Source organism: Bradyrhizobium iriomotense (genome assembly GCF_018130765.1).
Classification (GTDB): domain Bacteria; phylum Pseudomonadota; class Alphaproteobacteria; order Rhizobiales; family Xanthobacteraceae; genus Bradyrhizobium; species Bradyrhizobium iriomotense_A.
In genome coordinates this window covers 37131-61144 of the sequence record NZ_JAFCJZ010000026.1, presented here as the reverse complement: position 1 = coordinate 61144, position 24014 = coordinate 37131, and the positions used below count along the sequence as shown (strand labels likewise).

The following is a 24014-nucleotide window of genomic DNA, read 5'->3' as shown; positions in this document are numbered from 1 at the left end:
CGCGGCCTGAAGCCATCAGCTAGCCGCGCGGAACTGAACTTCGGCGTTGTTGATGAAGCACGTCTTGTCGAACAGCTTCAGGTCCAGCGGGTTCGGCAACCTGATATCGCCGAGGTCGGGGCAGGGCTTGACCGCGGGATCGTAGGATCGATCGATTTGCGAGATGAAGACAACGATCAGCCCCTTGTCGCGCGCGAATGATTTCAGCGCGCGCACCTGAACGGTGAGATCAGGGTTTTCCCGCCTCTGGTCGAGCAGTTGCAAATAGTCGATCACGACGAACGTGCCGCGCGGAGAAGCGGCCATCTGCTTGACGACATAATCGGCACTGATCGCGTCGGAGCAATCGACCTCGAGCAGCTTGTCGAACTGCGCCGGCTCCACGCCGATCGCGCGAAGGCGATCCAGGACGTCTTTCTCGGTATATTCGAGCGAGAAGAACGCGGCGCGATGGCCCGACTTCATGGCTTCGACGGCAAGTTCGAGGCTCATCAACGTCTTGCCGTGGCCGGGACGCGCCCCGACCAGCATGAGGTCGCCCGGCCGGAATTGCGGGAACAGTTTGCTCGCCCGCGTCAGTGCGGCGGCTTTTGCGGCGAGCATGCTCCAGGCGGAAAACCCTTCCGTCGCAGCGACGCGGTCAAGTGCGTCGTGGAGCGGGATACTGGCTTCGCGGGACAGGCGCTTCGCCTTGCGCTTGAGATGATAGATTGGCGCAGAGAGTCTCATCGTCAAAACCTCCCATTGCGAGCAGGAAACGCAATCCCTCCTTATGCCTGGCGCTCGAACAGTCGGTCCGATGATTGATCGCCCGGCATGAGGTCTGCTTTCCCGGCGGAGGGGGGAGGCGTGGGCGGCACCGAAACAACCGTAGCTGATTCCGCCGCCGCAGAGAACGAGAGCGGCGCACGGCGAACAGGAAAGCGCCTAGACGGCCGCTTCCGGCAGCAGCGCACGGGTCGGTCCGAACAGCTGCTCGAATGCCTGGCGCAGCGCGACATCGACATCGGCCATGGTCACGAGCTGGCCGAGATCGACCAGCGAGGTGACGCCGTAGCGGGGGTCGGCGACGCCGCAGGGCACGATGCCGGCAAAATGCGACAGTTCCGGCTCGACATTGATGGCAATGCCGTGGAACGAGACCCAGCGCTTCAGCCGGACGCCGATCGCCGCGATCTTGTCCTCATGCTCAGGCCCCTTGTCGGGCCGCTTCACCCAGACGCCGACCCGGTCCTCGCGCCGTTCGCCGCGGACGTTGAAGGCGGCGAGGGTGCGCAGAATCAGCTCCTCCAGGCTCGCGACATAGGCCCGGACGTCGGGACGGCGCCGCTTGAGGTCGAGCATGATGTAGGCCACCCGCTGGCCGGGCCCGTGATAGGTGAGCTGGCCGCCGCGCCCAGTGGCGAAGGTCGGGAATCGGGCATCGAGCAGGTCCGAATCCTTGCCCGAGGTGCCGGAGGTGTAGAGCGGGGGGTGCTCGAGCAGCCAGACCAGCTCCGGCGCCTCGCCCGCGGCAATCGCGGCAACGCGCGCCTCCATGACGGCCACGGCCTCCGGATAGGGCACCGGCGCGTCCGAGATTCGCCATTCGACGGGCTCGCCGCAGGAGGCGGAAAACGACGTCAAATCGAGGTGTTGGCGGGTGTTTTGAGGCGAATTAACCATTGGCTAACCATAACGTGGTGATGATCAGGAGCAAATGCCAAGTCCTTTGGCCTAAGTCCCAAGTTGCGGCGGTCCTGACAGTGCCCACTCTCGATAAAGTCACCGTGGATCTCATGGTCGTCCTCGGGACCACCACGATGCCGATCCATCAAGTATTACGTCTTTCCCGCGGCGCCATCATCGAGCTGGACGCAACCGAGGCCGACGAGGTCAAGGTGCTGGCCAATAATCTGCCGGTCGCCTCCGGCGTCGTGCTGGTCGACCGCAACAGGATCGCGGTCGAGGTCAAGCAGATGCTGCCCCGGACGCCGGGCACGCGGTAGCGGCCGGGGCACGCGGTGGCGGTCCGGACACAAGATAGGGCCGATCCGGGACGGGCAGATTTTCCTGCCAAGCTTGTGGAATTCAGGGCCTTTGCAGGCTTGTATCCCCCTGATGGATTTGTTAGATCGGCGGCCGCTGATCCGGCCAGCCTAACGACCTCAGGCCGGTATCTCCTAGCGCTCGTGGCGGAACTGGTAGACGCGCTGCCTTGAGGTGGCAGTGGGTAACACCGTGGGGGTTCGAGTCCCTCCGAGCGCACCACCTCTCAAAAATTGCATTGAATTTGCTTCGGTTTTTTTGCCGAAATGGTCCTACTCGCGAACCGGTGGGAACATAGGATTTCAGCGTTCAAGTTTGACCATGCCGCGAGCAGCTTTTCGTTTTCGGACGACCAATCGGGGTTGAGACAGTCGATCGCGACGATTGACGTATCGCCGAATTTCGAATGATGGACGCGCCGCAGTTCCGGCCCGCGGCCGGATGCCCAGACGTGATCGCAAAGGACAGGACTCGTTCCGTCATTGGTGGACGCGAGAAGTGCCCGGTCAAACAACAAGGGTGGTCATTACGAACGATAAAACAGCGCTCGTCCGGTTGGAATGAGCTGGAGCAGAATATCATAGTCGCCGACATTCGCTGTCAGGACAACAAGGCCAAGCTTTTGTGCCTGAAGGAACAGCACGCAGTCCTGGAGCGCGCGTAGCTTACCATCCTTTTCATAGCTTTGAATCCGGCAAAGTATCCCCGACAGCAGCGCGGCCCGTCCGAGAACCTCGGTGTCCGGCGCAAAGATGCGATGTGGCGGCATCGCTCTGATCTGCTCGCCAATCACATCAATGACAGTGCCAGTTCGCGCGTCGGATGGATCCAATACGCCGACTGTGTGCATCAGTTCCTGGATCGCGACGGTGGAATGATTGACTTGCCGCTGCGAGACCAGATCGTCCAGGATTTTTGGCGAACGACCTTGCATCTGATCGATGTACACGGAGGTGTCGAGCAGGAGTCCTTGTCCACCAATCGAGCTCGGATCGACGAAGGGTAGCTCATTGTCGCCGCGGCGTGCCAACGTTCTCTGTGGATCAAAGCGCGCCCACCGCCGCGCAGCGTCGAAATCGAACTCCGCCACCTCAAAAACCGAGCTTCAGCTTCGGGTCGACTTTGCCGCGAGACTCCTTGAACGCGCCTGCGAAGTTATCCTCCAGCGCGACCGTGGCCAGGGCAAACTCGATCAGGTCGGTGTCTGATTCGATACCCGTCTGCCGTTTGGCCTGCCTGACCAATTCTGCGCTCACCCTGCCGCCAATACGGCCGCCTTTTTTGTTCAGAAGACCGGACCTTTCCGCCGCCTGCATAACCGCTGCGAATCGCGCCTTGCTCACGACGAGCTGGTCGGTCTCCGGCTCGCGAGCGACATTGATTTGCTTCAAGCGATCTCTGGTCGTTTCCGCCGCCTGCTTGCTCCGGTGGGGTAGGGATTTGCCTGCCGATGTCCTGATCTTCGTCATGGCGCTCGTGTTGGACATAATTGAATATTGTCTAACATACGGTTTCAGAGCTGGGACTTCAAGCTAATTGGGCGAAGCCTGGAACAGCTGCTGCGCCTGTGAGATATCGCCTGCTCACGCAATTGTTCCTGGAATGAGCCTGTCAGGGTGCTCGTCGATCAGCACCTTTATATTGCGTTCAGATACAATAACACCTTATAATTGATAAACTCCGAGAGACGCGAAATATCGGTCGCTGGCTTCCGGGTCCGAACACGGGCGGCTGGAGTCGAGCACCTTTGCAAGGAGGGCAGCATGACGCTCAAGTCGGGATTCCAATTCGCGGAGGCGCAACTTCTGCTCGAGATGGCGCAGCATGCTTACGCCGGCACGCCATCGCTGACCGAAGTGGTGGCAACCTGCGGCGTGCCCCCCGTGCCCAATCCGAGCTCAAATTGGGCGATCCGCAAGGACCTCACCCCGACGAGTGCCACGCTATTGGATAACTACTGGCAGGTCTGGCAGAATCAGAGTGACACCACCCAATACGCGATCGCAGTGCGCGGCACGGTCGCAAGTGCAGCCAGCGTGTTGGCCGACTTGCTGTTCCCCCTTATCAACGCGCGCTTTGACGTGAAGCTCGGTCCGATCTCGTTGCCGTTCTACCTCGCCCGCGATGAGGGTGACAGTGCGGTGAAGGCCGGTGTGCATTCGGGCTTCGCTCTGAGTTTGCTGCTCATGCTGTTCACCACCGACAGCCCATTGTTCGTGACCTTGGGGCTGCTCGCGGAGCAGGGCAACGACGTCTACATCACCGGGCACAGCCAGGGTGCCTCGATCGCCACGCTGCTGACCTCGCTGGTCCGGCACTCGACGGATGTTTTCAAGGGGGCGTCCTACAAGACCTATACCTTCGCGCCGGCCAAGGCCGGCAACGACCATTATTCCTACGATTACGCGCGGCTTGCCGCGGTCGACGGATACGCTTGGGCGGTGACGTCGACGCAGGACTGGGTGCCGCAGGCGCCGTTTGCCCTGGAGTGGATATCGGACCTCAACACGCCAAATCCGTTGCGCGGGTTCAATGGCAGTCTCAATCCTGAGGCCGTGAACGCCCTCGGCAGTGTGGCCGCCGACGGTGAGAGCGCAGTCAATCGTGTTCGCGACGATGCGGTGAGGCGGCTCAAGCAGCGGGTCGAGAGTCTTTCTCTGAGACTGACATCGGAGGCGATCCATTTGAACGCCGCCGATCTCGGCGCGGCAACGGGTGCACCGATCACGGGATCAACGATCTCGGACCTGATCCAACAGATCCTCGACCAGATTCAGGCCTCGCTGAACTATGCTGATTCAGGCGCGCTGCTGCCGCTCTTCGCCATCCCGGGCGGCAACCCGACCGATGGGACGCCGGGATGCCAGAAGCTGGACTATTTCTGGCAGCACCACCTCGGCAACTACCTGAAATACATGAAGGAGCAGTATGGCGCCTGAACCGGCAATGACATCCGGGACAGGAGAGCCAAACTTCCACGCGACCAGGCCGGCGCCGCGACGCACAGCCGGCGCGTGGCGTCGCGCCTAGGCCACCAGGTTCTGTGGCGCCCCGTTCCAGAATGCTTCGACATTGTCGACGAGCTGATCGGCGAGCGTTTGAACGGCTTCCCGACTGGCCCAGGCAACGTGCGGCGTCAGAATGAAATTCGGCAAGCCGGCCAATTGCATCAGCGGATGATCGGCCTGCGGCGGCTCGACGGTCGCCACGTCGAAGCCCGCGCCCGCGATCTGGCCGGAGCGAAGCGCCTGGCCGAGCGCTACCTCGTCGACGAGGCCGCCCCGCGCCGTGTTGATGAGAATCGGCCTGCGCTGCATCAGCGCAAATTCGGGTCCCGCGATCATGTTGCGTGTCTGCGGCATCAGGGGCGCATGCAGCGTGATGATATCGCTCTGTCGCAGAACCTCGTCGAACGGCGTGTAGAGCGGGCCCATTCCGGCGACGCCCTTGTAGGACGCGAAGAGCGTGCGCATGCCGAAGGCTCTGCCAATGTCGGCAACCGCGCGGCCGAGCGCGCCGTCGCCGATGATTCCGAGCGTGGCGCCGGAGAGATCGTTGATCGGGTGGTCGAAATAGCAGAACTGGCCGGATTCGGCCCAGCGGCCGGCGCGAACCGAATCACGATAGGCGGTCAGGCTGCGACGCAGCGCCAGAATGAGCGCGAAGGTGTGCTCGGGCACGGTGTTGACCGCATAGCCGCGAATGTTGGAGACGGCGATGCCGCGACCCGCACAAGCCTTGACATCGACGACATCGGAGCCGGTGGCCGCAATCGCAATCAATCGCAATTTCGGCGCCGCGCTCAATTCGGCAGAGCGTATCGGCACCTTGTTGGTGATGACGATGTCCGCGTTCGAAATTCTCTCGGCAACCTGACCGGGCTCGGTCGCGCCGAATTCGCGCAGTTCATGCGGGAAGGCGAAGGGACGAAGGCGGATATCGGCCGGCATCGTGTCGCGGTCGAGAAATACGATGCGTGCGGGCTCGGCGAGCGTCATGATTTTGTCTTCCGGGGATTCCGCGACGATGCGGTGGAGCTAGAGGAGGGCCAGTGCGGCCGCAACGACCGCATCGGCTGTGATGTTGAAGTGCCGGTAGAGCACGTCGGCGGGACCCGACGCGCCGAATCCTGTCATGCCGACGAAGGCGCCGTCGTGGCCGAGCCAGCGCTCCCAACCGAATTTCATGGCGGCCTCGACGCCGACCCGAGCGGTACCGGTCCCCAGGACCGAGGCGCGGTAGCCCTCATCCTGCAGCTCGAACAGTTCCCAGCATGGCATCGACACAACCGCCGTCGGAACGCCCTTCGCTTGCAGGATCGCGCGCGCGTCCATGGCCAGGGCGACCTCGGAGCCGGTCGCGAGCAGTGTGACGCGGCGCTCTCCCGTGGCCTCGGCAAGGACGTAGGCACCGCGTCGCGTGGGATTTTCAGGACCTGCATCGGACCTCAACTGGCGCAGCATCTGCCGGGCGCACACCAGCGAGACCGGCCCGGTGCCGTGCTCGAGCATGATTTCCCAGCATTCGGCCATCTCTGTGGCATCGGCTGGTCGCAGCACCAGCATGTTGGGCATGGCCCGAAGCGAGGCGAGAATCTCGACCGGCTGATGGGTCGGACCGTTCTTGCCGATTCCGATCGAGTCATGGCTGAAGATGAACTTGACGGGCAGGCCCATGAGCGCCGCCATCCGCATGGCCGGACGCTCGTAATCGGCAAACGCTAGATAGGTCACCGCCAGCGGAATGATGCCGCCATGGGCGGCCATGCCGTTGGCGAGCGACCCCATCGCGTGTTCGCGTACGCCGCAGTGAACATAGCGGCCCCGGTTATCGGTCGCGGTGAAGGCTGTGAGCTGGCGCTTGTGGTTCGTCGGCGCCTCGAGATCGGCACAGCACGTCATGATGTCGGGTATGACGTCGTAGAGGGCACTGGCGACCTCGCCGGAGGTCTCGATCGAGGGCGCCGGTTGCCCTGCAGCGATCGATCGCGCCTTGTAGGACGACGTGACGTCGCGCCATCCCTCGGGAAGATGCCCGGCGATGGCGCGTCCGAAGGATGCGCGATCGGAGCCGTCCATGGTCGCGGCGCGGCGCTGCCAGGCGTCGTATGCGGCCTGCGAGCGCGCTCCCGCATCGAGCCAGGCTGCGGCCACTTCGTTTGGAATGGCGAAGGGTGTCGCTGGCCAGCCCAGCGAAGCCGCCATCGCGTTGCGGTCGGCGTCAAACAGCTTGCCGCTGTGCCCGCCGCGCTGGCCCTCGAGGCGCCGGATGCCCCTGGCGATCGTGGTACGGCAGGCGATCAGCGATGGGCGATCATCCTGTCGCGCTTTCGCGAAGGCGTTGCCGACAGCCTCGATATCGTGCCCGTCGACTTCCAGGACGTGCCAGCCGGCAACCCGAAAGCGTTCGGCCACGTTCTCGGAAATGCTCAAGGAGGTCGCGCCGTCGTCGGTGATCTCGTTGTTGTCCCAGACAAAGACGAGATGGCCAAGGCGCAGGTGTCCGGCAAGCGAAATGACCTCCTGGCCCACGCCCTCCTGCAGGCATCCGTCACCGACGAACGCGTATGTCATGTGATCGACGATTCCGGCACCGAAACGCGCCCGCAAGCGGGCCTCGGCGATGGCCATGCCGAGGGCGTTGGCGATGCCCTGGCCGAGCGGCCCCGTCGTCGTCTCGATGCCGGCGGCGGGATCATATTCGGGGTGACCGGCGCAGTGCGACCCGAGCTCGCGGAAGGACTGGACCTGCGACAGCGAGATCTTCTCGTAGCCGGTGAGGTGCAGCAGGGCGTAGAGCAGCATCGATCCGTGGCCGTTCGAGACCACGAAGCGGTCACGATCCGGCCAGAGCGGGTCCTTCGGATTGAACTTCAGATGGCGCGCGAACAGTGCGGTGGCGATCTCCGCCATGCCGAGCGGAACCCCTTGATGACCTTCGCCAGCTTTCAGAATGGCATCGACCGCAAGAAAGCGGATCGCATGGGCCATGCGCTGGCGGAGCTCGCCTGATGGACGCGTCGGGTCGAGGGTGAGGGAGGCATCAGCTGACATAGGGCGAGCACCATTTTCATGCGAGGCGATCGCGCCACCGCCGCAAGGCAGTGCGCGATCGTCGCATCACGGGAGAAAGCCTGTGGAGATCCAGGGAACGAAGGCCACGACGAGCAGCCCGATGACCAGCGCGGCGAGATAGGCCCAGATCCGCTTCAGGCCAGCATTCGGATCGACCCGGCCGATCGAGCATGCGGCGTAGTAGCCGAGCCCGAATGGTGGCGCGAAAAGGCCGATGCCCATGGCGAGAATGACCACCATCGCATAGTGCACTTCGTGCACGCCGAGCTGCTTGGCGACCGGGAAGAGCAGCGGACCGAACAGCACCATCGCCGGAATGCCCTCGAGCACGCTGCCGAGCACGATGAACAGAACGATGGAGCCGATGAGGAAGCCGTACTTGCCGCCGGGAGCCTGCGCCAGCACCGCCGCGAGCGCATGCGAGAAGTTCGATTGCGTCAGCGCCCAGGACATGCAGGTCGCGGCGCCGATGATGAACAGGATGGTGCCTGCCAGCGCCGCCGTACCGACGAGCGCGGGGTAGAGCTCGCGCCAGTTGAACGAGCGATAGACGAGAATGCCGACGACGATCGCATAGGCGATGCCGATCGTGGCGACCTCCGTCGCGGTGGCAACGCCTTCCATCACGGCAACACGGATGATGATCGGCAGCAGCAGGGCCGGCACGGCGATCACGAATGTCCGGCCGATTTCGCGCATATTGGTCACGCCGCGCTCGGCACCGGAGCCCTCCGCCATGCGGCGGCGCGCAATGAAGGCCAGCGCCAGCGCCAGCACGAGGCCGGGCAGGATGCCGCCGGTAAACAGCGCCGCGATCGAGACGCCGGTCACCGAGCCGATGATGATGAGTACGATCGACGGCGGGATCGTTTCCGCCATGGCGCCCGAGGCCGCGAGCAACGACACCAGCTCGCCTTCGTGGATGCCGCGCTTCTTCATGTCTGGAAACAGCACCGGCGCGACGGCCGCCATATCGGCCGTCTTGGCGCCGGAAATGCCCGAGACGAGCAGCATGGCGCCCAGCAGGACGTAGGACAGGCCGCCCTCGACATGACCGACCAGTGCCGCGAGAAAGTTGACCATCGCAGTCGACATGCGCGTCATGACGATCAGATAGCCGAGCAGGATGAACAGCGGCACGGCCAGCAGGATCAGCGAGCTGACGCCCTCGTCGATGCGCCCCGGGATCACCTCGAGCGGCGTCGTCGTGGTCAGCATCAGATAGGAGACGGTGGACAGCCCGAAGCAGAACGCAATCGGCACGCCGGCAAGTACGCCAAGTCCGAGCAGGACGGCAAAGAAGATGACGAGATTCCAGTTGCCGATCCCGCGGATCCAGGGGCCAAGCAGATAGAGCAGGCCGGCCAGCGCTGCGATCACCGCAACCGCGAGCGCGAGATCGCGCCAGCCGCGATCGGCGCAGCGAACCAGGCTTGCCGCCAGCATGAGCACGATACCGACCGGCAAGGCCGCGGCCCGGACGACGTCGTTGAGACCGAGCGCCGGCGTATGGACGAAGGTCTGATCCTCAGCGAAATTGTACGCGGGGTGGAGAACCAGCAGCAGAAACAGCGCGGGCGCCGCAGCCCCCGCGGCCTCGAGCAGACCGCGCTGCCAGCCCGAGAACATCCCGACGAGCGCGGTCATGCGCATATGCTGACCGCGCCTCTGTGCGATGGCCGCGCCCAGCATGGCGAGCCACAGGAACATGATCGAGGCGAGCTCGTCTGACCAGGTCAGCGGATGATTGAACACGAAGCGTGCGATCACCCCGGTGAGCAGGACGAGGATTTCGGCCACGACCACGATGGCCGCCAGCGGCTCGGTGAGGAGCGCGAGCGCCCGATCGAATGGAGCGGCCAGGCTCGATACGGGCGCGGCCGTCTCTCCCGACAGCGTCTCGGCGCTCATCCGAGCTGACCCACCGCTTGCTCGAGCAGGGTCCAGCCCTTGTCGCCGAACTTCTGGCGCCAGTCCTTGTAGAAGCTGGTCTTGGCGAGGGATGCGCGGAAGGCGGCCTTGTCGACCTCGACGAACTGCAGGCCCTTGCCGGCAAGCTCGTCACGCAGCGATTTCGAGAGCGCGGCAATGTCCGCACGCTCGGCGTCCGCCGCCTTGTTCAGCTCGCGCGTGACGATCTCCTGGGCGTCGGCCGGCAGCCGCTGGAAGGAGCGGCGGTTGCCGAGGATGAGGTAGGCGTCCCAGACGTGGCTGGTGAGGCTGCAATATTTCTGCACCTCGTAGAGCTTGGCGGTGGCGATGATGGCCAGCGGATTTTCCTGCCCTTCGACGACCTTGGTCTGCAGGGCGGAATAGACTTCATTAAAGTTGATCGGGGTCGGTCCGGCACCGAGGGCCTGGAACAGGCCGGTGAGGATGGGCGCCGCCGGAACGCGCATCTTGAAGCCCTTCAGATCCTCCGGCGTCTTGATCTCGCGGGTGGACGAGGTGAGCTGGCGGAACCCGTTGTCCCATGACTTGCAGACCTGGATGACACCGACGTTCTCGACCTCGGCCTTGACGAACTTTCCGAGGTCGCCGTCCATCGCTTTCCAGACTTCGTCGTAGGATGAAAACGCAAAGCCCGTGTTGACGATGCCGACGCTCTGGACCAGCGTTGCCAGCACCGAGGAGCCGATGTTCAGATAATCGACCGCGCCATTGCGGATCTGGCCCAGCAGATCGGTGTCTGAGCCGAGCTGGTTGGCTGGGAAGAGATTGATCTCGACGCGCCCGCCGGTCGCCTCCTTGATGCGGTCGATCGCCTCGCGCGCCCGCTTGTTGACGGGATGCGACGGGTCCTGTCCGGTCGCGAATTTGAGGGTGAATTCGGCCGCATCGCCGCGTCGCGAGAGGATCGATACGAGCGGAATCGATGCACCTGCCGCCAGCACGACGCGTCGGCTCAGGCCCGCCTTGGATTGCTTGGTCATTTCGTTCTCCCTGGGATTTTTTGTTGGTGTCGTTCTTGAGAAGGCGGCCGGTTCACCGCCAACTTTTGACGGCAGCACATATCGCTTCCGTCGAGATGCCGTAGCGATCGTGCAATGTCGGTAGCGCTCCTGCGGCGAGGAACTCGTCGGGCAAGCCGATCTGCTGGAACGCGGGATGGACGCGCGCGCGCATCAAGGCAGCCGCGACCGCTTCACCCAGTCCCCCGATCACGGTGTGGTTCTCGGCGACGACGACGAGGCGTCCGGGCTTGCGGCATGCGTCGACGATCGTCTGTGTGTCGAGCGGCTTGATGGTCGGCACATGCAGCACCGCGGCCTGGATCCTGTCGGCCTCGAGACGTTGGGCCGCCTCCAGCGCGCGCATCGTCAGCAGTCCCGAGGAGACGAACAGCACGTCGGCGCCGTCGCGCAGCAGCTTGGCCTTGCCGAGCTCGAACTTGTAGCCGTACTCATCGAGCACGAGCGGCACCTGTCCGCGCAGCAGCCGCATGTAGACCGGGCCCTGGTGATTTGCCATCGCCGGCACGACCTGCTCGATTTCGTGCGCGTCGCACGGATCGATGATCGTCATGTTCGGCATGGCGCGGAACAGCGCGAGATCTTCCGCCGCCTGATGACTTGGTCCGTATCCCGAGGTGAGGCCGGGCAGGGCGCATGCGATCTTGACGTTGCGGTCTTCCTCCGCGATCGTCTGGTGGATGAAGTCGTAGGCGCGGCGAGCCGCGAAGACGGCATAGGTCGTGACGAACGGCGTAAATCCCTCGGCCGCGATGCCCGATGCCGCGGCGAACAGCAGCTGTTCGGCCATCCCCATCTGATAATAGCGGTCCGGGAATTCCTTCGCGAACACGTGAAGGTCGGTGTATTTGCCGAGGTCGGCCGTCATGCCGACGATGTCATGGCGTGTTCGTGCGACCTCCACGAGCGCATTGCCGAATGGAGCGGGCTTCGTTCGCTGTCCCTCGGACGCGATCGAGGCGATCATGGCCGAGGTGGTGAGGCGAGGCTTGTTCGGGGATGGCATGGTCGCGGTCTTGGTGGTCGCCGTCACGCGCGCCTCCCTTCGTCAAGAGCCTGCAGCGCGAGCTGCCATTCGTGCTGATCGACGCGCATGAAATGATTGCGCTCGCGGGCCTCCAGGAACGGCACGCCTTTGCCCATCAGGGTGTCCGCGATGATCATGCGCGGTCTCGCGCCCTCGTGCGTCCTGGCGGCATCGAACGCGGCAACCACGGCATCGAGGTCGTTGCCGTCGATGCGCTGGACGAACCATCCGAACGCCCGCACCTTTTCCGCGAGCGGCTCGAAGCCCATCATCTGGGTGGAGGGGCCGTCGGCCTGCTGATTGTTGACGTCGACGATCGCAATGAGATTGTCGAGCTTGTGGTGCGCCGCCGACATCATCGCTTCCCACTTGGATCCTTCGTCGAGCTCACCGTCGGAGAACAACGTGTAGACGCGGCTGTCGGAGCCCTTGCGCTTCAAGCCCAGGCACATGCCGACGGCGATGCCGAGGCCGAGCCCGAGCGATCCTCCCGACATCTCCATGCCCGGCGTGTAGGATGCCATTCCGGACATCGGAAGCCGGCTCTCGTCAGATCCGTAAGTCTCGAGCTCCGCTTCCGGAATGATTCCCGCCTCGATCAACGCGGCATAGAGCGCGATGGCGTAGTGACCGTTCGACAGCAGGAAGCGATCGCGTCCGTCCCAGGCCGGGTCTTCCGGGCGATAGCGCATGGCATGGAAGTAGGCCGCCGCCAACACGTCGGCGATGTCGAGGGCCTGGGCGATGTAGCCCTGGCCTTGAACTTCGCCCATTCGCAGCGCGTTGCGGCGGATGCCGTAGGCCCGCTCCGCAAGCGGGGGCTCATTGGTTCGCAGGTCGGCTCCGGACATGGCTGGTCCCCTATGCGTCGTCAGTGAATGTGCATGCCGCCGTTGACGTCGATCACGGCGCCGGTCGTGTAGGCCGACAGATCGGACGCCAGGAACAGGAAGATGTTGGCGACGTCCTGCGGCCGGCCGAGGCGGGCGAGCGGAATGCCGGCGAGGATCTCCTTCTCCTTCTCGGGCGGGATCTTGCCGATGTTGATGTCGGTGACGATCAGGCCGGGCGTGACGCAGTTGACGCGGATGTTGTCGGGGCCGAGTTCCCGCGCCATGGCCTTGGCGAGGCCAAGCACGCCGGCCTTGGCGGCCGAATAGTGCGCGCCGCCGAGAATGCCGCCGCCGCGTTGCGCGGAGACCGAGGACATGCAGGCGATCGCGCCTGCCTTCCGCGCACGCATGTGCGGCATCAGCGCCTGCGAGAGATAGAGCACGCCGCGCAGATTGACGTCCTGGATGCGGTCCCAGTCGGACGCGGTGATATCCCAGACCTTCACGGGCTGGGTGATGCCGGCATTGTTGATGAGGATGTCGACCTGGCCGAAGGCCTTGAGCACCTCGGCCACGGCGCGTTCGCAGTCGGCCTTGTCGGTGACGTTGCAGGCGATGCCGAGATGCTCCTTGCCGAGCTCGCTGGCCGCCCTGGCGGCGCCGGCCCCATCGAGATCGAGGATCGCGACGCGTGCGCCCTGGGCCGCGAACGTCTTGGCGGTGGCGAAGCCGATGCCGCGCGCACCTGCCGCTCCGGAAATGATCGCGGTTTTGCCGGCCAGAAGCATATTCCCTCCGAGAAATTTTGTTTCGATTGGCGGGGAATATGGTTGAGGCCAGCAGCCACGAATATACGCGAAATTTGCACTGATAGTTGAATTGTGCTCACCTGTCGTATGGCTCCGCTTCCCCTTCGCTCTCTTCGGGTGTTCGAGGCAGCCGCGCGCTCCGGGTCATTCCGCGCGGCCGCGAGCGAGCTCGGGCTCACTCCGAGCGCGGTCAGCCATGCCATCCGGGACTTCGAAGAGCAGATCGGGACGACGCTGTTCGAGCGTGATGGTCGCCGGATGCTGGTCAATCAGGCAGGCGAAGAGCTGTTGCGGCGCGTGTCCGGCGCCTTCGACGAACTGAGGAATGGGCTTGAGGTTGCCAGCGCCCGCTCATCCAATCTCTTGCGCATTCACTGTGCGCCGAGCCTGGCGGCGCAATGGCTGATGCCGCGGCTGCGGGGACTGATTGAGAAGCATCCCGAGCTGGAAGTCAGGCTGGCGGCAGGAACCGATTATCCTCATTTCCGCAATGACGAGTTCGACCTCGACATCTGCTACGGGCCGCCGCGCCAGGAAGGCATGGCTGTTCTGCCGCTCGGCGAGGAAATCGTGCGTCCCTTGTGCGCCCCTTCGCTTGCCGGCGCCATCCGCGAGCCGGCCGATCTGCTCAAACTCTCGCTGATCGAGAGCGAGCAGAAGCGGGTTCGCTGGAACGCCTGGTTCGCGACGAACGGCCTTTCGGCGCCGAGCCCGGGCGGGTTCAGGTTCGATCGCAGCTTCATGGCGATTGCTGCCGCCGTCGATGGTCTCGGCGTGACGCTCGAATCCACGCGACTGGCCGAGCGCGAACTTGCGAGCGGCAAGCTGGTGGCTCCGCTGGCCGGGCGCGCCAGCGATCCGGCCTATGTCGGGCACTATCTCGTCTGTCCGCCGCAAACCAAGCATCGCCGCTCGGTTCGCACCTTTACAAGATGGATCACGAAGGAATTGGGTTTGGCGACGGATGGTCAGAAGCGCTAGATGGCGGCAGAGGGGGGCGCCAGCCGTCAAAATCTCGTCCTCAGGGGCAGACGCCTCGGGCCTCCGTCAGCCGTATTCCTCGCCGATGCCGTATTCCTTGTAGATCTCGAGTGGATCGACTTCCGGAAACAGGCGGCATTTGGCCTGGGCGAGGTGCAGGCTCACCGCGGCCGGCTCCTTGCCGTTCGCGAGCATCTTGCGGATGTCCTCCATATGCGCGCTCGGCTGGTGCTTCGGCGCGAGCTGCTCCAGCGCGACCAGCGCGGTCGCGAGGGCCTCGGTCAGAACCCATTCGTCGTGGCCCGTGATTCCCTTCTTCGGCATCGGCAGACCCCAGATATGGCGGCGCGGCCCAGTCTATCGCGACTTCCGCCAAATCTCCATTGAGCCGTTGCGGGACCGCCCGCGCGCGGCAGGCGCCGGCTTGCATTATGGCAGCGCGTGGCTAAAAGGCGGCAAGTTGCAGGGCCGTGGTATCTTTGTTGAAACAATGTTGGCGTAGACGGGCGCCTGCAGGGATCCGGCCGGCAGTTCCGGTCCGGGCCCCCTGACCCCGCATTCGCAGCACGCTTCCGCCTGCGCACCCTCAAGGCACAAGCCAGCATGGTCTTTCTCAGCTTCGTCTACCGCTTCGTCACCAATTTCGCGTTCATGGCGGTGGTCTATTTCAGCCTGAACTTCATGGAGAAGTATCCGAACCGGGCGATCCTCGCGATCCTGGTGCTGGTCTATGCCGGCATGCGCGCCGCCTCGACGCTGCGTGCGTTCTACTTCTTCCAGAAGATCGAGAAGCTGGAGGCCGAGACGAAACGTCTTCAGGCCCCGATCAACGACGGCTCGGGCGGAACCAATGCGCGCAAGCAGGTCGTTGCCGACGTCGCCCGGCTGCGACGCGACGGCGAGCTCAAGTCCTATATGGACCTGTTCTTCCTTGCGCTGATCGTGCTGCTCTGCGTCGCCGCGATCATGCGGCAATAGCCGCTTCAGGCGCGCTTCTTCACGCTGGTCGCAACGCGGGTCGGGCGGGACGCCGTGCTCTTGGGCGCGGTGCTCTTGGGCGCGGTGTTCTTGGGTGCGGTGTTCTTGGGTGCGGTGTTCTTGGCCTGTGCAGGCGCCGCATGCGCGACCCGGGGGGCGTGCGGCTTGACGGCCTTGCCCTTTGCGGCCTTGCCCGCGCGGGGCGTCTCGGCCGCCATTGCCATCCGCGTCGCGGCGCGCCGCGACAGGGTCGTGGACAGCAGCACCTCGACCGAGCCTTCCGGAATCGCGAACAGGTCGCGGCCGGGCACGGGCAGGGTGGATGCGATATCCACCTGCGCCTTGGTCCGGCGCGGCAGCAGCGGCTGATGCTCGGACTGCGCATTGAGGTCGGCCAGCGCGGGCGCCGGCAGCGTCCGGGTCTCGGTGAACACGAAATTCGGAACGGCCGGCCAGCGCGCGATCGGTGTCGTCTCGGTCGGCGGATGCAGCAGCCATTCGACCGGCGTGGTCGGCGTTGCCGGCCGGTCCGCGGTCGCCGGCACCACATGCACGATGCGATAGCCGCGCGCCTTGAGGTCGCGGATGATTTTTGGCAGCGCTGCAACCGTCCGCGCCTGGATGTCGTGCAGCAGCAAAATGCCCTTGCCCTTGGCCTCCAGCCGCTGGATCGCGAGCTGATAGACGCGGTCGGACGACACGTGGCGCCAGTCGTCGGCCGGGAAGTCGGCACTCCAGACCTGGATGCCGCGCGAGATCAGATAGTTCTCGACGCCCTCGGCGCGCATCAGGCCGGGAATGCGGAAGAACGGCGCGAGCTTGGACGGATCGGTCATCGCGGCCGAGGTCCACTCGATGCCGCCGTTGATCTCGGGCTCGTATTTCTCGACCGGCATCCGGTCGAACGTCAGCGGATGGTTCATGCTGTGGGTGCCGACGGTGTGCCCCGCCGCCACCAGCTTGCGCACGCCTTCCGGATTCGCCTTGGCCTGGCCGCCGATGATGAAGAAGGTCGCCTTGATGCACTCGTCGTCGAGCATCTTGAGGACCTGGTTCGAATATTTCGGCAGCGGACCGTCGTCGAAAGTCAGGACGACCTCGTGATCCCTCAGCGGCAGCGTCTCGCGGTACTGCATGGTGCCGATGCGCGGATGCTCGCGCGGATCCACCACGAGGGTGCGGGACGTGCCGAGCGCGTCCGGGTGGCCGGGGCAGTCGGCCGCATAGGCTGCCGGTGCGCCCACGGTCAGCAACCCGAGACAGAGGACGATCCACGATCGCGTCCGAACCACAACGCTACTTCCGATCATCAATCCCGTCTGCCCTCATTCGATTGCCGCCATAGTAGGTCGGAGACGCCTGGAAACGGTTCAGGCGCCATACTCTTCCATGTTTGCATTCCGTAGCATGAACAGAGTGTTAATAGGGCCAAAATCACCCCATTTTGCCCCGCCGTGACATTCCGGCATCAGCGCGCGTCGGCACTTTTCTGTGACGTGCCCGCCGCGACCACGTGAACCACGCGAAACCCGTTGTCCTTCAGATACCGCAGGAAGGCCGGCATGATCGCCGCCGTGCGCGCCTTGGGATCATGGAAGAGAATGATACCCTTGCCGCTGGCAGCCAGGCGCTCGGTGACGAGCCTCAATTCCTGCTCCGGCGTCATCTCGTTCCAGTCGCTGGCCCAGAGGTCGGCCCCGAACACGACGATGCCGCGCGACTGCAGCAGGTCGAGCTCGGCTTGCGTCGCTTCGAAATAGGGGAAGCGGAAAAATGGCGTCGAGGGCGTCGTCGTCGAGGTGCCGTGCAGCGCCATCTCGTCTGCCGCGATGCCGCGGTCGATCTCGGACTTCGCCTTGTCGAACGGGATCCGCGCCATGAACGGGTGCGAGAAGGTGTGATGGCCGATGGTGTGGCCTTCGCGCGCGATGCGCTTGACCATCTCGGGATGTTCCGAGGCGTGCAGGCCGATCAGGAAGAAGGTCGCGCGCACGCATTCCTGCGCCAGCGCCGCCAGCACCTTCGACGTCGTCGGCGGATGCGGGCCGTCGTCGAAGGTCAGCACGATCTCGCGATCGGCCAGCGCCAGCGTCTGCGGAAAGCTCTTCAGGCCGACGCGCGGCGTGGCCTTGGCATCGACGTTCAGGATCCGCGACGTGCCGAGCGCATCCTTGCGTGGGCACTCGGCAGCATCCACCGGGGCCATGCCGGTGAGGGCCGCAAGGACCGCGCCCGCCGACATCGATGTCCATTTCAGCCGAAGCATCTTTGTCATTGCGCTCGCAGTTGCCTTGTGGGTATTGCCTGAACCATCAGCTCAGACCACTCGTTCCAACCTGTCAAACGGCGAGGCGCGCCATGGATGAACATATGGACGGTGCCCCGGCCGCCGCGGATTCGGTACTCGACCACGTGCCGATGCGCAATGAAGACGGCGAAATTCGTCATGAATTCGTCGAGGAAATTGCCCGCGCGATCGAGGCCGGGGACAGCGCCGCGCTGCGCGCCTGCGTGGCTGAGCTGCACGAGGCCGACCTCGGCGACCTGATCGGCGCTCTCGCGCCCGACGACCGCGTCCGCCTGGTTGAGCTCACGGGGCGAGACTTCGACTTCTCGGCGCTGAACGAGGTCGACGAGGCCGTGCGCGAGGAGATCCTCGAGGAGCTGCCGCCGGAGACGGTCGCCGAAGGCGTCCGCGAGCTCGAATCCGACGACGCGGTCGAGCTGCTGGAGACTCTCGACGAGGACGATCAGGAGGAGATCCTCGAGAAGCTGCCTTTGCAGGAGCGCGTCGCGCTCGAGCGCAGCCTGCTGTATCCGGAAAATTCCGCCGGCCGCCGCATGCAGACCGAGTTCATCGCCGTACCCCAGGATTTCACGGTCGGGCAGGCGATCGACTACATGCGCGAGACGCCAGATCTGCCCGACCGCTTCTACGAGATCTACGTCGTCGACAAGGACCAGCACTGGCAGGGCGCCGTCCCCCTCGACGTGCTCTTGCGCGCGCGCCGCCCGGTGCCGCTCACTGAACTCACCGACGAGGACCGCCGCCGCGTCTCCGTCCTGGAGGACCAGGAGGAGGTGGCGCGCATGTTCGGCAAGTACAACCTCGTCGCAGCCCCCGTGCTCGACACCCAAGACCGCCTCGTCGGCGTCATCACCGTCGACGACGTCGTCGACGTCATCGAGGAGGAGGCCGACGAGGACCTCAAGGCGCTCGGCGGCGTCACCAGCGACGAAGAGCTGTCCGACACGTTCCTCACCATCGCCCGCGGCCGCTTCAACTGGCTGCTGGTGAACCTCGCCACCGCGTTCCTGGCGTCCTCCGTGCTCGGCCTGTTCGAGGGCCAGCTCGAGAAGATGGTCGCGCTCGCCGTGCTGGCGCCGATCGTGGCGAGCCAGGGCGGCAATGCCGCAACCCAGACCATGACGGTCGCGGTGCGCGCGCTCGCCACCCGCGAGCTCGGCTCCTCCAATGCCTGGCGCGTGGTGATGCGCGAGACGCTGGTCGGCCTCGTCAACGGCCTTGCCTTCGCCGTCATCACCGGCATCGCCGCGGTGGCCTGGTTCAAGATCCCCGGCCTCGGCATCGTCATCGGGCTCGCCATCATCTGCAACCTCGTCGCCGGCGCGCTCGGCGGCATTTTGATCCCGATGGCGCTCGAACGCGTCAGGGCCGATCCCGCGGTGGCATCAGGCACGTTCGTCACCACGGTGACGGATGTCGTCGGCTTCTTCTCCTTCCTCGGGATCGCGACGCTCTGGTTCGGGTTGAAGTAGGGGCCTGCTTCGTCATTCCGGGGCGCGCCACTTGGCGCGAGCCCGGAATCCATTTGTCGGCGTGCTCCCCTGCACGATGGATTCCGGGCTCGCGCTCCGCGCGCCCCGGAATGACGGCCCCATCATCTTTAATCCGAACTTAAGCGACCTGCCGCATCATCGCCTGCGCTTGGGGGAATGGACATGCGGTTGCGGCTGAAGGCGGACGGGCGGATCGTCGAGTTGCGGGATGGACAGGAGTTTCCGGTCCAGCCGGCGGCCAATGCGACGCCGGCCGACACAAGCTCGCTCGCGGTGCGCGATTTGCGGCGACGCGCCTGCCTGACCCAGATGGAGTTCGCCGCCAAGCTCGGTGTTCCCGTAGAGACCATCCGCAACTGGGAGCAGGGCAAGCGCGCCCCGCGGGGACCCGCCCGCGCGCTGCTCGCGGTGATCGCCCATGCGCCCGACACCGTGTTCCAGGCGCTCGCCAAGGCCTGAAGCCTCGCGCGAACCTCCTGTTAGCACTGCTCTGAATATCCGTCCCGCAGGCACCGACGTCCGTTGGCAACCATGACGGGTGAGGTCCATAATGCCGTTCGGGGCTGCGTAACAGAGAGGATTCCTCATGCTGTTCGTCGAGGCCAATGGCGCAAGGATCCCGGCGATCGGGCTCGGGACCTGGGAATTGGAAGGGCGCACCTGCGCCCGCGTGGTCGAGCAGGCGCTGCGGCTCGGCTATCGCCACATCGACACCGCCCAGGTCTATGACAACGAGCGTGAGGTCGGCGACGGCCTGCGCTCCTCCGGCGTGCGCCGCGACGACATCTTCCTCACGACAAAAGTCTGGACCAACCATTTCGCGCCCCACGACCTCGAGCGCTCGGTCAAGGAGAGCCTCGCGCGGCTGCGGCTTCCCTCCGTCGATCTCCTGCTGCTGCACTGGCCCAATCCGCACGTGCCGCTGGCGGAGACGCTGGGCGCGCTGTCGCATGCCAAGCGCATGGGCCTCGCCCGCCACATCGGCGTCTCCAACTTCACGGTAGCGCTGGTCGAGCAGGCGGTGGCGCTATCCGGCGAGCCGCTGGTCTGCAACCAGGTCGAATATCATCCTTATCTCGACCAGGCGAAGGTGAGGGCGGCCTGCGACAAGCATGGCCTCGCGCTGGTCGCCTACAGTCCCATCGCCAAGGGCCGCATCAAGTCCGACCAGACGCTCGCTGCCATCGGCCGCGCGCACCGCAAGACGCCGGCGCAGGTCTGCCTGCGCTGGCTGGTGCAACAGAATGTCGCTGCGATCCCGCGCACCTCGCGTGTCGAACGCCTGTCGGAGAACATCGATATCTTCGATTTCGAGCTCTCGGACGACGAGATGGCGCAGATTGCCACACTGGCCAGCCCCAAGGGTCGACTGACCGATTTCGGCTTCGCGCCGAAATGGGATTGAGGGGGGACCGCGGTATGCTAACAGCAGGGCGGCAACCCAAGACCGGGCGATGGAACTGCGGAAGATCATACGGACGGATATTGCAGCGTCGGCGATTGCGCATCTGACGCTGGTGGCGCTGATCATCGTGATCAGCGAGGTCCATCCGTTTCACGCCGCAGCGCCCGAAACCGTTTCGGTGGACATCGTCACGCCGGAGCAGGTGAAGCAGGAGGAGGCCAAGGCCCAGGAGAAGGCCCAAGAGAAGGCGGAGGAGAAGGCCAAGCAAGAGGTCCCCGACCTGAAGCTGCCGAAGCTGGATTTTACCGACAAGGACAAGGCGGAAACAGCGCCGAAGCCCGCGGCCAAGCAGCAGGCCGCGTCGCAATCGTCGCAGAAGGCGTCGCCCGAACCGGAGCAGAAACAGCCGCAGCCGCAATCATCGCAGGCGCCGAAGCAACGTGAGGCTGCCGCGCAGCCGCAGGCCCAAGAGCCACAGCCGACGCAACCACAGCCCCAGCCGTCGCAACCGCCGCCGCCGCCGCAATCGCAGCCCCAGCCGTCGCCACAGGCGATGCAGCAGCCGCAGGCTGCGCCCCCGCCGGCCTATCAGGCGCCGGAGCCTGACGTCACCGTCAAGTATGGCGTCATGCTCGGGCTGCCGCCCGAACTGCCGAACGAGCTACCGAAAGATGCCCCCAAGGACGACGGCGGCGACGCCAAGGATTCGATCGCTGCCAAGCTTCCGCCCGAGGTCATCGCAGAGCTTCGCCGTCATTTGAGGAGCTGCGCCAAGCTGCCGGCCGGCGTCGATCCGACCGACAACGTCCACATCAAGCTGCGCGCGGTGTTCGCCACCGACGGCACGCTGGCGCGCGAGCCCATCCTCATGGCGGCCCCGCCATCCGCCAAGGGCGTGGCCATCGTCAAGTCCGCAATGAGCGCGCTGCAGGCCTGCCAACCCTACAAGATGTTGCCGGCCAATCTCTACGGGGAATGGAAGGTGCTGGACCTGCCGTTCAGCCCGCGGGATTTCGGCGGATAGCTAGCCGAACTGCTTCGACAAAACCGCGCGCAGTGGTCGCGGCGCGCGGCCCGCCAGGCGCTGGACGTCGCCGGTCACGATGTCGAAGTCCCCCGCCGCGAAGCGCCGCTCGATATCGAGCAGCGCGGCGACGTATTCTTGAGGGATCTTCGCCTGGATCATGCCATCGCGAAGCTGCGCTTCATCCATGACGACGAAGTGGACAGGCTTGCCGGTGATATCCGACAGCAGCTCGGCACGTTCCCTGCCGCTGACCACGGCCGGACCAGTTGCATTGTAGATTGCGCCGGCGTGACCATCGCCAAGCAGGATACCGGCTGCCGCGGCCGCCACGTCGTCGCGCGAGACGAAGGCGACGCGATTCTCGCCGAGCCCCGGCACGACGCCCGAGGCCGCGGACATCGCGGCCACCTGTGCAAATGATTCAGCGTAGTAGTTCATCCGCAGGATGGTCCATCGCCCGGCGGCTCTCATCAGATGCTGTTCGCCCGTAAAATAGGCTGCGTACATGTCGCGCTCGTCAACCTCGCGGGCGGCCGCGATCGACATCATCACGACGTGCCCGACGCCGGCCTTCACGGCAGCGTCGATTGCGCTGACGAAATGCCGATCGCGCCGGCCTGGCTGAACTTCGGAGCTCGGAATGATCAGCAGGCGGTCGAGGCCCCGATAGGCCGCGATCAGTGTCTCGGGCTGGTCATAATCGCCATGCCGCGTCTCGACCGCCGCATGGACGGTGGCGGGGGTGCGGGAGATGCCGACGATGTGGTGCCCGCTGCTTCGCTCGATCAATTCGGCCACCGCCGCCTTGCCAAGATGACCACTCGCTCCGCTGACGCCGATCTGCATCCTCGATACCCCATCGTTGTAACGAACAATTTGTTCGTGACGATATGTTCGATATCGAATAGACCCGCAAGAACGCACAATTTGATGCGCCACGAACAGATTTGATCGTGTGTCGATTCCAGGGACAGGACGATGAAGCGTTTCAAGCCTCAGCCGCGGATGGCAAGGCCCGGATGGGACGATCCCGAAGACTGCCGCGCCGTGCTCAAGGTCCTCGATCGGATCGGAGACAAATGGACGGTCATGGCCGTCGGTGCGCTGGCTGACGGTCCGATGCGCTTCAATGCCATCCTGCGCATGACCGGGGCGTCGCACCGCATGCTGACACTGACGTTGCGCGCCCTCGAAGCGGATGGGCTGGTAAAGCGGACCGCCTATGCGACGATCCCGCCGAAGGTGGAGTACGAACTGACGAGGCTCGGGCTCTCCTTGATCGAACCGTTGCAGGCCATCGCGGCCTGGGCCCAGCGCAACCGCCGCGCCATGGAAACTGCGCGCGCGAAGTTCGAGGCCGCGAAGGTTGAGTGAGGCTCGCGTAGCCCGGGTGAGCGATTATCCGGGCTTCTGTGCAACCGGTCTGTGTCGTTCGCCTGTCAACCCGCTGCGCTAAAAATATTCCACTTTACCGAATTTCGGAAATGTCGTATGTGTCCCCCATCCCAGCTCATCCCTGAGGGGCGATCATGAGGTCGTCATTTTCGCGAGCCGGGCTTGCGGTGGACGCGGCGGCGTCGGGCGCGAGAGCTTAAGGGTAGGACGGATTGCTCTCCGTGAGCCCTGGGCATCGCGCGGACGAACGGCGCTGACAGGTTCGTCTCGTCTGTAAGTTTCCGGCCCCGTCGACAGGGTTGGAAAAACTGCGGCGAAATGGCGGGCCGTGCGTACGGCAAAACCGTGTGGTCCTGGCCGTCGTTGCTACGGTCAAGCTCTTGCGGAGGCGGCAGTCGCGTCAACCGGCGCGGTGCCGGTGAATTTCGTGAGGGTGAGGGAGGCCAGAAGGAATTCGGCTCCCGGGAGAGCACGGCATAAGCCGTCCGACCATCGCGCAGGGAAGGCCGAGTGATTGGCTACACCTGTATGCTGCTGTGCGGTTCTTTTGCGCGTGCTCTTTGCGCAGCAGACCGCGGGTGCCAGCTGGGCACCCGGCCTTCCCTGCGCCCTCTTGGGCACGAGGGTGGAAGATGAAGCAAAGCTCGGGTGGATCAGCCGCGAGATCGGGAAGGCGCGTCTGTG

General features: G+C 64.6%; 24 protein-coding genes and 1 tRNA gene. 10 read left to right on the top strand and 15 right to left on the bottom strand.

Annotated elements, in window-relative coordinates; all coding sequences use genetic code 11:
* Window positions 1-15 precede the first annotated feature (15 nt).
* Together JQ635_RS32950 and lipB are read right to left on the bottom strand one after the other, a co-directional pair.
* Complete coding sequence (locus JQ635_RS32950; protein WP_211413940.1) at window positions 16-729, bottom strand: DNA helicase; 714 nt, start codon at window positions 727-729, stop codon at window positions 16-18.
* A 198-nt stretch (window positions 730-927) separates the two neighbouring features.
* Window positions 928-1665, bottom strand: a complete 738-nt coding sequence (lipB, locus tag JQ635_RS32945) for a lipoyl(octanoyl) transferase LipB (RefSeq protein WP_211413939.1) — start codon at window positions 1663-1665, stop codon at window positions 928-930.
* 80 nt (window positions 1666-1745) lie between these two features.
* Here lipB and JQ635_RS32940 point away from each other — a divergent pair, with 80 nt between their 5' ends.
* Both JQ635_RS32940 and JQ635_RS32935 read left to right on the top strand, forming a co-directional pair.
* Window positions 1746-1988, top strand: coding sequence for a FliM/FliN family flagellar motor switch protein (locus tag JQ635_RS32940; protein WP_011088012.1), 243 nt, complete (start codon window positions 1746-1748; stop codon window positions 1986-1988).
* 177 nt (window positions 1989-2165) lie between these two features.
* A tRNA-Leu gene (locus JQ635_RS32935) sits at window positions 2166-2250 on the top strand.
* 304 nt (window positions 2251-2554) lie between these two features.
* On the opposite strand, the gene JQ635_RS32930 is transcribed toward JQ635_RS32935, so the two are convergent.
* Window positions 2555-3118, bottom strand: coding sequence for a type II toxin-antitoxin system VapC family toxin (locus JQ635_RS32930; RefSeq protein ID WP_211413938.1), 564 nt, complete (start codon window positions 3116-3118; stop codon window positions 2555-2557).
* Between the two features lies 1 nt (window position 3119).
* Entirely contained in the window at window positions 3120-3497 is a 378-nt protein-coding gene (locus JQ635_RS39095) for a hypothetical protein (protein ID WP_246583915.1), read from the bottom strand.
* Between the two features lie 294 nt (window positions 3498-3791).
* Here JQ635_RS39095 and JQ635_RS32920 point away from each other — a divergent pair, with 294 nt between their 5' ends.
* Window positions 3792-4967, top strand: a complete 1176-nt coding sequence (locus JQ635_RS32920; protein ID WP_211413937.1) for a lipase family protein — start codon at window positions 3792-3794, stop codon at window positions 4965-4967.
* Window positions 4968-5054: 87 nt separating this feature from the next.
* On the opposite strand, the gene JQ635_RS32915 is transcribed toward JQ635_RS32920, so the two are convergent.
* The 7 genes from JQ635_RS32915 to JQ635_RS32885 form a co-directional block, all read right to left on the bottom strand.
* Window positions 5055-6026, bottom strand: coding sequence for a D-2-hydroxyacid dehydrogenase (locus JQ635_RS32915; RefSeq protein WP_211413936.1), 972 nt, complete (start codon window positions 6024-6026; stop codon window positions 5055-5057).
* A gap of 39 nt (window positions 6027-6065) precedes the next feature.
* Window positions 6066-8081 carry a transketolase gene (gene tkt / locus JQ635_RS32910; RefSeq protein ID WP_211413935.1) on the bottom strand — a complete coding sequence of 672 codons (2016 nt, stop codon included), beginning with the start codon at window positions 8079-8081 and terminating at the stop codon, window positions 6066-6068.
* A gap of 66 nt (window positions 8082-8147) precedes the next feature.
* Entirely contained in the window at window positions 8148-10013 is a 1866-nt protein-coding gene (locus JQ635_RS32905; RefSeq protein ID WP_211413934.1) for a TRAP transporter large permease, read from the bottom strand.
* Window positions 10010-11035 (bottom strand): TRAP transporter substrate-binding protein, encoded by a 1026-nt coding sequence (locus JQ635_RS32900; protein ID WP_211413933.1) that lies wholly within the window; start codon window positions 11033-11035, stop codon window positions 10010-10012. The genes JQ635_RS32905 and JQ635_RS32900 overlap by 4 nt, the downstream gene beginning before the upstream one ends.
* Window positions 11036-11087: 52 nt before the next feature.
* Window positions 11088-12080 (bottom strand): transketolase family protein, encoded by a 993-nt coding sequence (locus tag JQ635_RS32895; RefSeq protein ID WP_211414009.1) that lies wholly within the window; start codon window positions 12078-12080, stop codon window positions 11088-11090.
* 23 nt (window positions 12081-12103) lie between these two features.
* Complete coding sequence (locus tag JQ635_RS32890; RefSeq protein ID WP_211413932.1) at window positions 12104-12952, bottom strand: transketolase; 849 nt, start codon at window positions 12950-12952, stop codon at window positions 12104-12106.
* A 20-nt stretch (window positions 12953-12972) separates the two neighbouring features.
* Window positions 12973-13722, bottom strand: coding sequence for an SDR family NAD(P)-dependent oxidoreductase (locus JQ635_RS32885; protein ID WP_211413931.1), 750 nt, complete (start codon window positions 13720-13722; stop codon window positions 12973-12975).
* A 108-nt stretch (window positions 13723-13830) separates the two neighbouring features.
* On the opposite strand from JQ635_RS32885, the gene JQ635_RS32880 reads away from it, so the two are divergent.
* Window positions 13831-14724: a LysR substrate-binding domain-containing protein gene (locus JQ635_RS32880; protein ID WP_211413930.1), complete on the top strand. Its 894-nt coding sequence runs from the start codon at window positions 13831-13833 to the stop codon at window positions 14722-14724.
* A 66-nt stretch (window positions 14725-14790) separates the two neighbouring features.
* On the opposite strand, the gene JQ635_RS32875 is transcribed toward JQ635_RS32880, so the two are convergent.
* On the bottom strand, window positions 14791-15048 hold the full coding sequence (locus JQ635_RS32875) for a hypothetical protein (RefSeq protein WP_211413929.1): 258 nt from the start codon (window positions 15046-15048) through the stop codon (window positions 14791-14793).
* A 279-nt stretch (window positions 15049-15327) separates the two neighbouring features.
* Here JQ635_RS32875 and JQ635_RS32870 point away from each other — a divergent pair, with 279 nt between their 5' ends.
* Complete coding sequence (locus tag JQ635_RS32870) at window positions 15328-15702, top strand: hypothetical protein (protein ID WP_211413928.1); 375 nt, start codon at window positions 15328-15330, stop codon at window positions 15700-15702.
* A gap of 5 nt (window positions 15703-15707) precedes the next feature.
* Here the strand turns inward: JQ635_RS32870 and JQ635_RS32865 are convergent, their stop codons facing one another.
* Window positions 15708-17012 (bottom strand): polysaccharide deacetylase family protein, encoded by a 1305-nt coding sequence (locus JQ635_RS32865; protein WP_211413927.1) that lies wholly within the window; start codon window positions 17010-17012, stop codon window positions 15708-15710.
* Between the two features lie 158 nt (window positions 17013-17170).
* The gene (locus JQ635_RS32860; protein WP_211414008.1) at window positions 17171-17944 is read right to left on the bottom strand and encodes a polysaccharide deacetylase family protein; all 774 of its coding nucleotides are present in this window, start codon (window positions 17942-17944) and stop codon (window positions 17171-17173) included.
* 116 nt (window positions 17945-18060) lie between these two features.
* Here JQ635_RS32860 and mgtE point away from each other — a divergent pair, with 116 nt between their 5' ends.
* The 4 genes from mgtE to JQ635_RS32840 all read left to right on the top strand — a co-directional run bounded on the left by mgtE (window position 18061) and on the right by JQ635_RS32840 (window position 21932).
* Complete coding sequence (gene mgtE / locus JQ635_RS32855; protein ID WP_211413926.1) at window positions 18061-19482, top strand: magnesium transporter; 1422 nt, start codon at window positions 18061-18063, stop codon at window positions 19480-19482.
* A 177-nt stretch (window positions 19483-19659) separates the two neighbouring features.
* Window positions 19660-19962 carry a helix-turn-helix domain-containing protein gene (locus tag JQ635_RS32850; RefSeq protein WP_211413925.1) on the top strand — a complete coding sequence of 101 codons (303 nt, stop codon included), beginning with the start codon at window positions 19660-19662 and terminating at the stop codon, window positions 19960-19962.
* Window positions 19963-20089: 127 nt separating this feature from the next.
* A complete protein-coding gene (locus JQ635_RS32845; protein WP_211413924.1) occupies window positions 20090-20908 on the top strand; it encodes an aldo/keto reductase in 819 nt (272 codons plus the stop codon).
* Between the two features lie 49 nt (window positions 20909-20957).
* On the top strand, window positions 20958-21932 hold the full coding sequence (locus tag JQ635_RS32840; RefSeq protein ID WP_211413923.1) for a hypothetical protein: 975 nt from the start codon (window positions 20958-20960) through the stop codon (window positions 21930-21932).
* Here the strand turns inward: JQ635_RS32840 and JQ635_RS32835 are convergent, their stop codons facing one another.
* Window positions 21933-22874: an SDR family oxidoreductase gene (locus tag JQ635_RS32835; RefSeq protein WP_349631892.1), complete on the bottom strand. Its 942-nt coding sequence runs from the start codon at window positions 22872-22874 to the stop codon at window positions 21933-21935.
* Between the two features lie 39 nt (window positions 22875-22913).
* Here JQ635_RS32835 and JQ635_RS32830 point away from each other — a divergent pair, with 39 nt between their 5' ends.
* A complete protein-coding gene (locus tag JQ635_RS32830) occupies window positions 22914-23309 on the top strand; it encodes a winged helix-turn-helix transcriptional regulator (RefSeq protein ID WP_246583914.1) in 396 nt (131 codons plus the stop codon).
* Window positions 23310-24014 lie beyond the last annotated feature (705 nt).

Bases quoted from the DNA above. Each gene is read 5' to 3' on its own strand.
- JQ635_RS32850 (WP_211413925.1), top strand. From the start codon at position 19,660: ATGGACATGCGGTTGCGGCTGAAGGCGGACGGGCGGATCGTCGAGTTG.
- JQ635_RS32885 (WP_211413931.1), bottom strand. From the start codon at position 13,722: ATGCTTCTGGCCGGCAAAACCGCGATCATTTCCGGAGCGGCAGGTGCG.
- JQ635_RS32915 (WP_211413936.1), bottom strand. From the start codon at position 6,026: ATGACGCTCGCCGAGCCCGCACGCATCGTATTTCTCGACCGCGACACG.
- JQ635_RS32875 (WP_211413929.1), bottom strand. From the start codon at position 15,048: ATGCCGAAGAAGGGAATCACGGGCCACGACGAATGGGTTCTGACCGAG.
- mgtE (WP_211413926.1), top strand. From the start codon at position 18,061: ATGGATGAACATATGGACGGTGCCCCGGCCGCCGCGGATTCGGTACTC.
- JQ635_RS32895 (WP_211414009.1), bottom strand. From the start codon at position 12,080: ATGCCATCCCCGAACAAGCCTCGCCTCACCACCTCGGCCATGATCGCC.
- JQ635_RS32900 (WP_211413933.1), bottom strand. From the start codon at position 11,035: ATGACCAAGCAATCCAAGGCGGGCCTGAGCCGACGCGTCGTGCTGGCG.
- JQ635_RS32880 (WP_211413930.1), top strand. From the start codon at position 13,831: ATGGCTCCGCTTCCCCTTCGCTCTCTTCGGGTGTTCGAGGCAGCCGCG.
- JQ635_RS32845 (WP_211413924.1), top strand. From the start codon at position 20,090: ATGCTGTTCGTCGAGGCCAATGGCGCAAGGATCCCGGCGATCGGGCTC.
- JQ635_RS32920 (WP_211413937.1), top strand. From the start codon at position 3,792: ATGACGCTCAAGTCGGGATTCCAATTCGCGGAGGCGCAACTTCTGCTC.
- lipB (WP_211413939.1), bottom strand. From the start codon at position 1,665: ATGGTTAATTCGCCTCAAAACACCCGCCAACACCTCGATTTGACGTCG.
- JQ635_RS32860 (WP_211414008.1), bottom strand. From the start codon at position 17,944: ATGTCGGCGGGCGCGGTCCTTGCGGCCCTCACCGGCATGGCCCCGGTG.
- JQ635_RS32865 (WP_211413927.1), bottom strand. From the start codon at position 17,012: ATGATCGGAAGTAGCGTTGTGGTTCGGACGCGATCGTGGATCGTCCTC.
- JQ635_RS32840 (WP_211413923.1), top strand. From the start codon at position 20,958: ATGGAACTGCGGAAGATCATACGGACGGATATTGCAGCGTCGGCGATT.
- JQ635_RS32870 (WP_211413928.1), top strand. From the start codon at position 15,328: ATGGTCTTTCTCAGCTTCGTCTACCGCTTCGTCACCAATTTCGCGTTC.
- JQ635_RS32950 (WP_211413940.1), bottom strand. From the start codon at position 729: ATGAGACTCTCTGCGCCAATCTATCATCTCAAGCGCAAGGCGAAGCGC.
- tkt (WP_211413935.1), bottom strand. From the start codon at position 8,081: ATGTCAGCTGATGCCTCCCTCACCCTCGACCCGACGCGTCCATCAGGC.
- JQ635_RS39095 (WP_246583915.1), bottom strand. From the start codon at position 3,497: ATGACGAAGATCAGGACATCGGCAGGCAAATCCCTACCCCACCGGAGC.
- JQ635_RS32830 (WP_246583914.1), top strand. From the start codon at position 22,914: ATGAAGCGTTTCAAGCCTCAGCCGCGGATGGCAAGGCCCGGATGGGAC.
- JQ635_RS32890 (WP_211413932.1), bottom strand. From the start codon at position 12,952: ATGTCCGGAGCCGACCTGCGAACCAATGAGCCCCCGCTTGCGGAGCGG.
- JQ635_RS32905 (WP_211413934.1), bottom strand. From the start codon at position 10,013: ATGAGCGCCGAGACGCTGTCGGGAGAGACGGCCGCGCCCGTATCGAGC.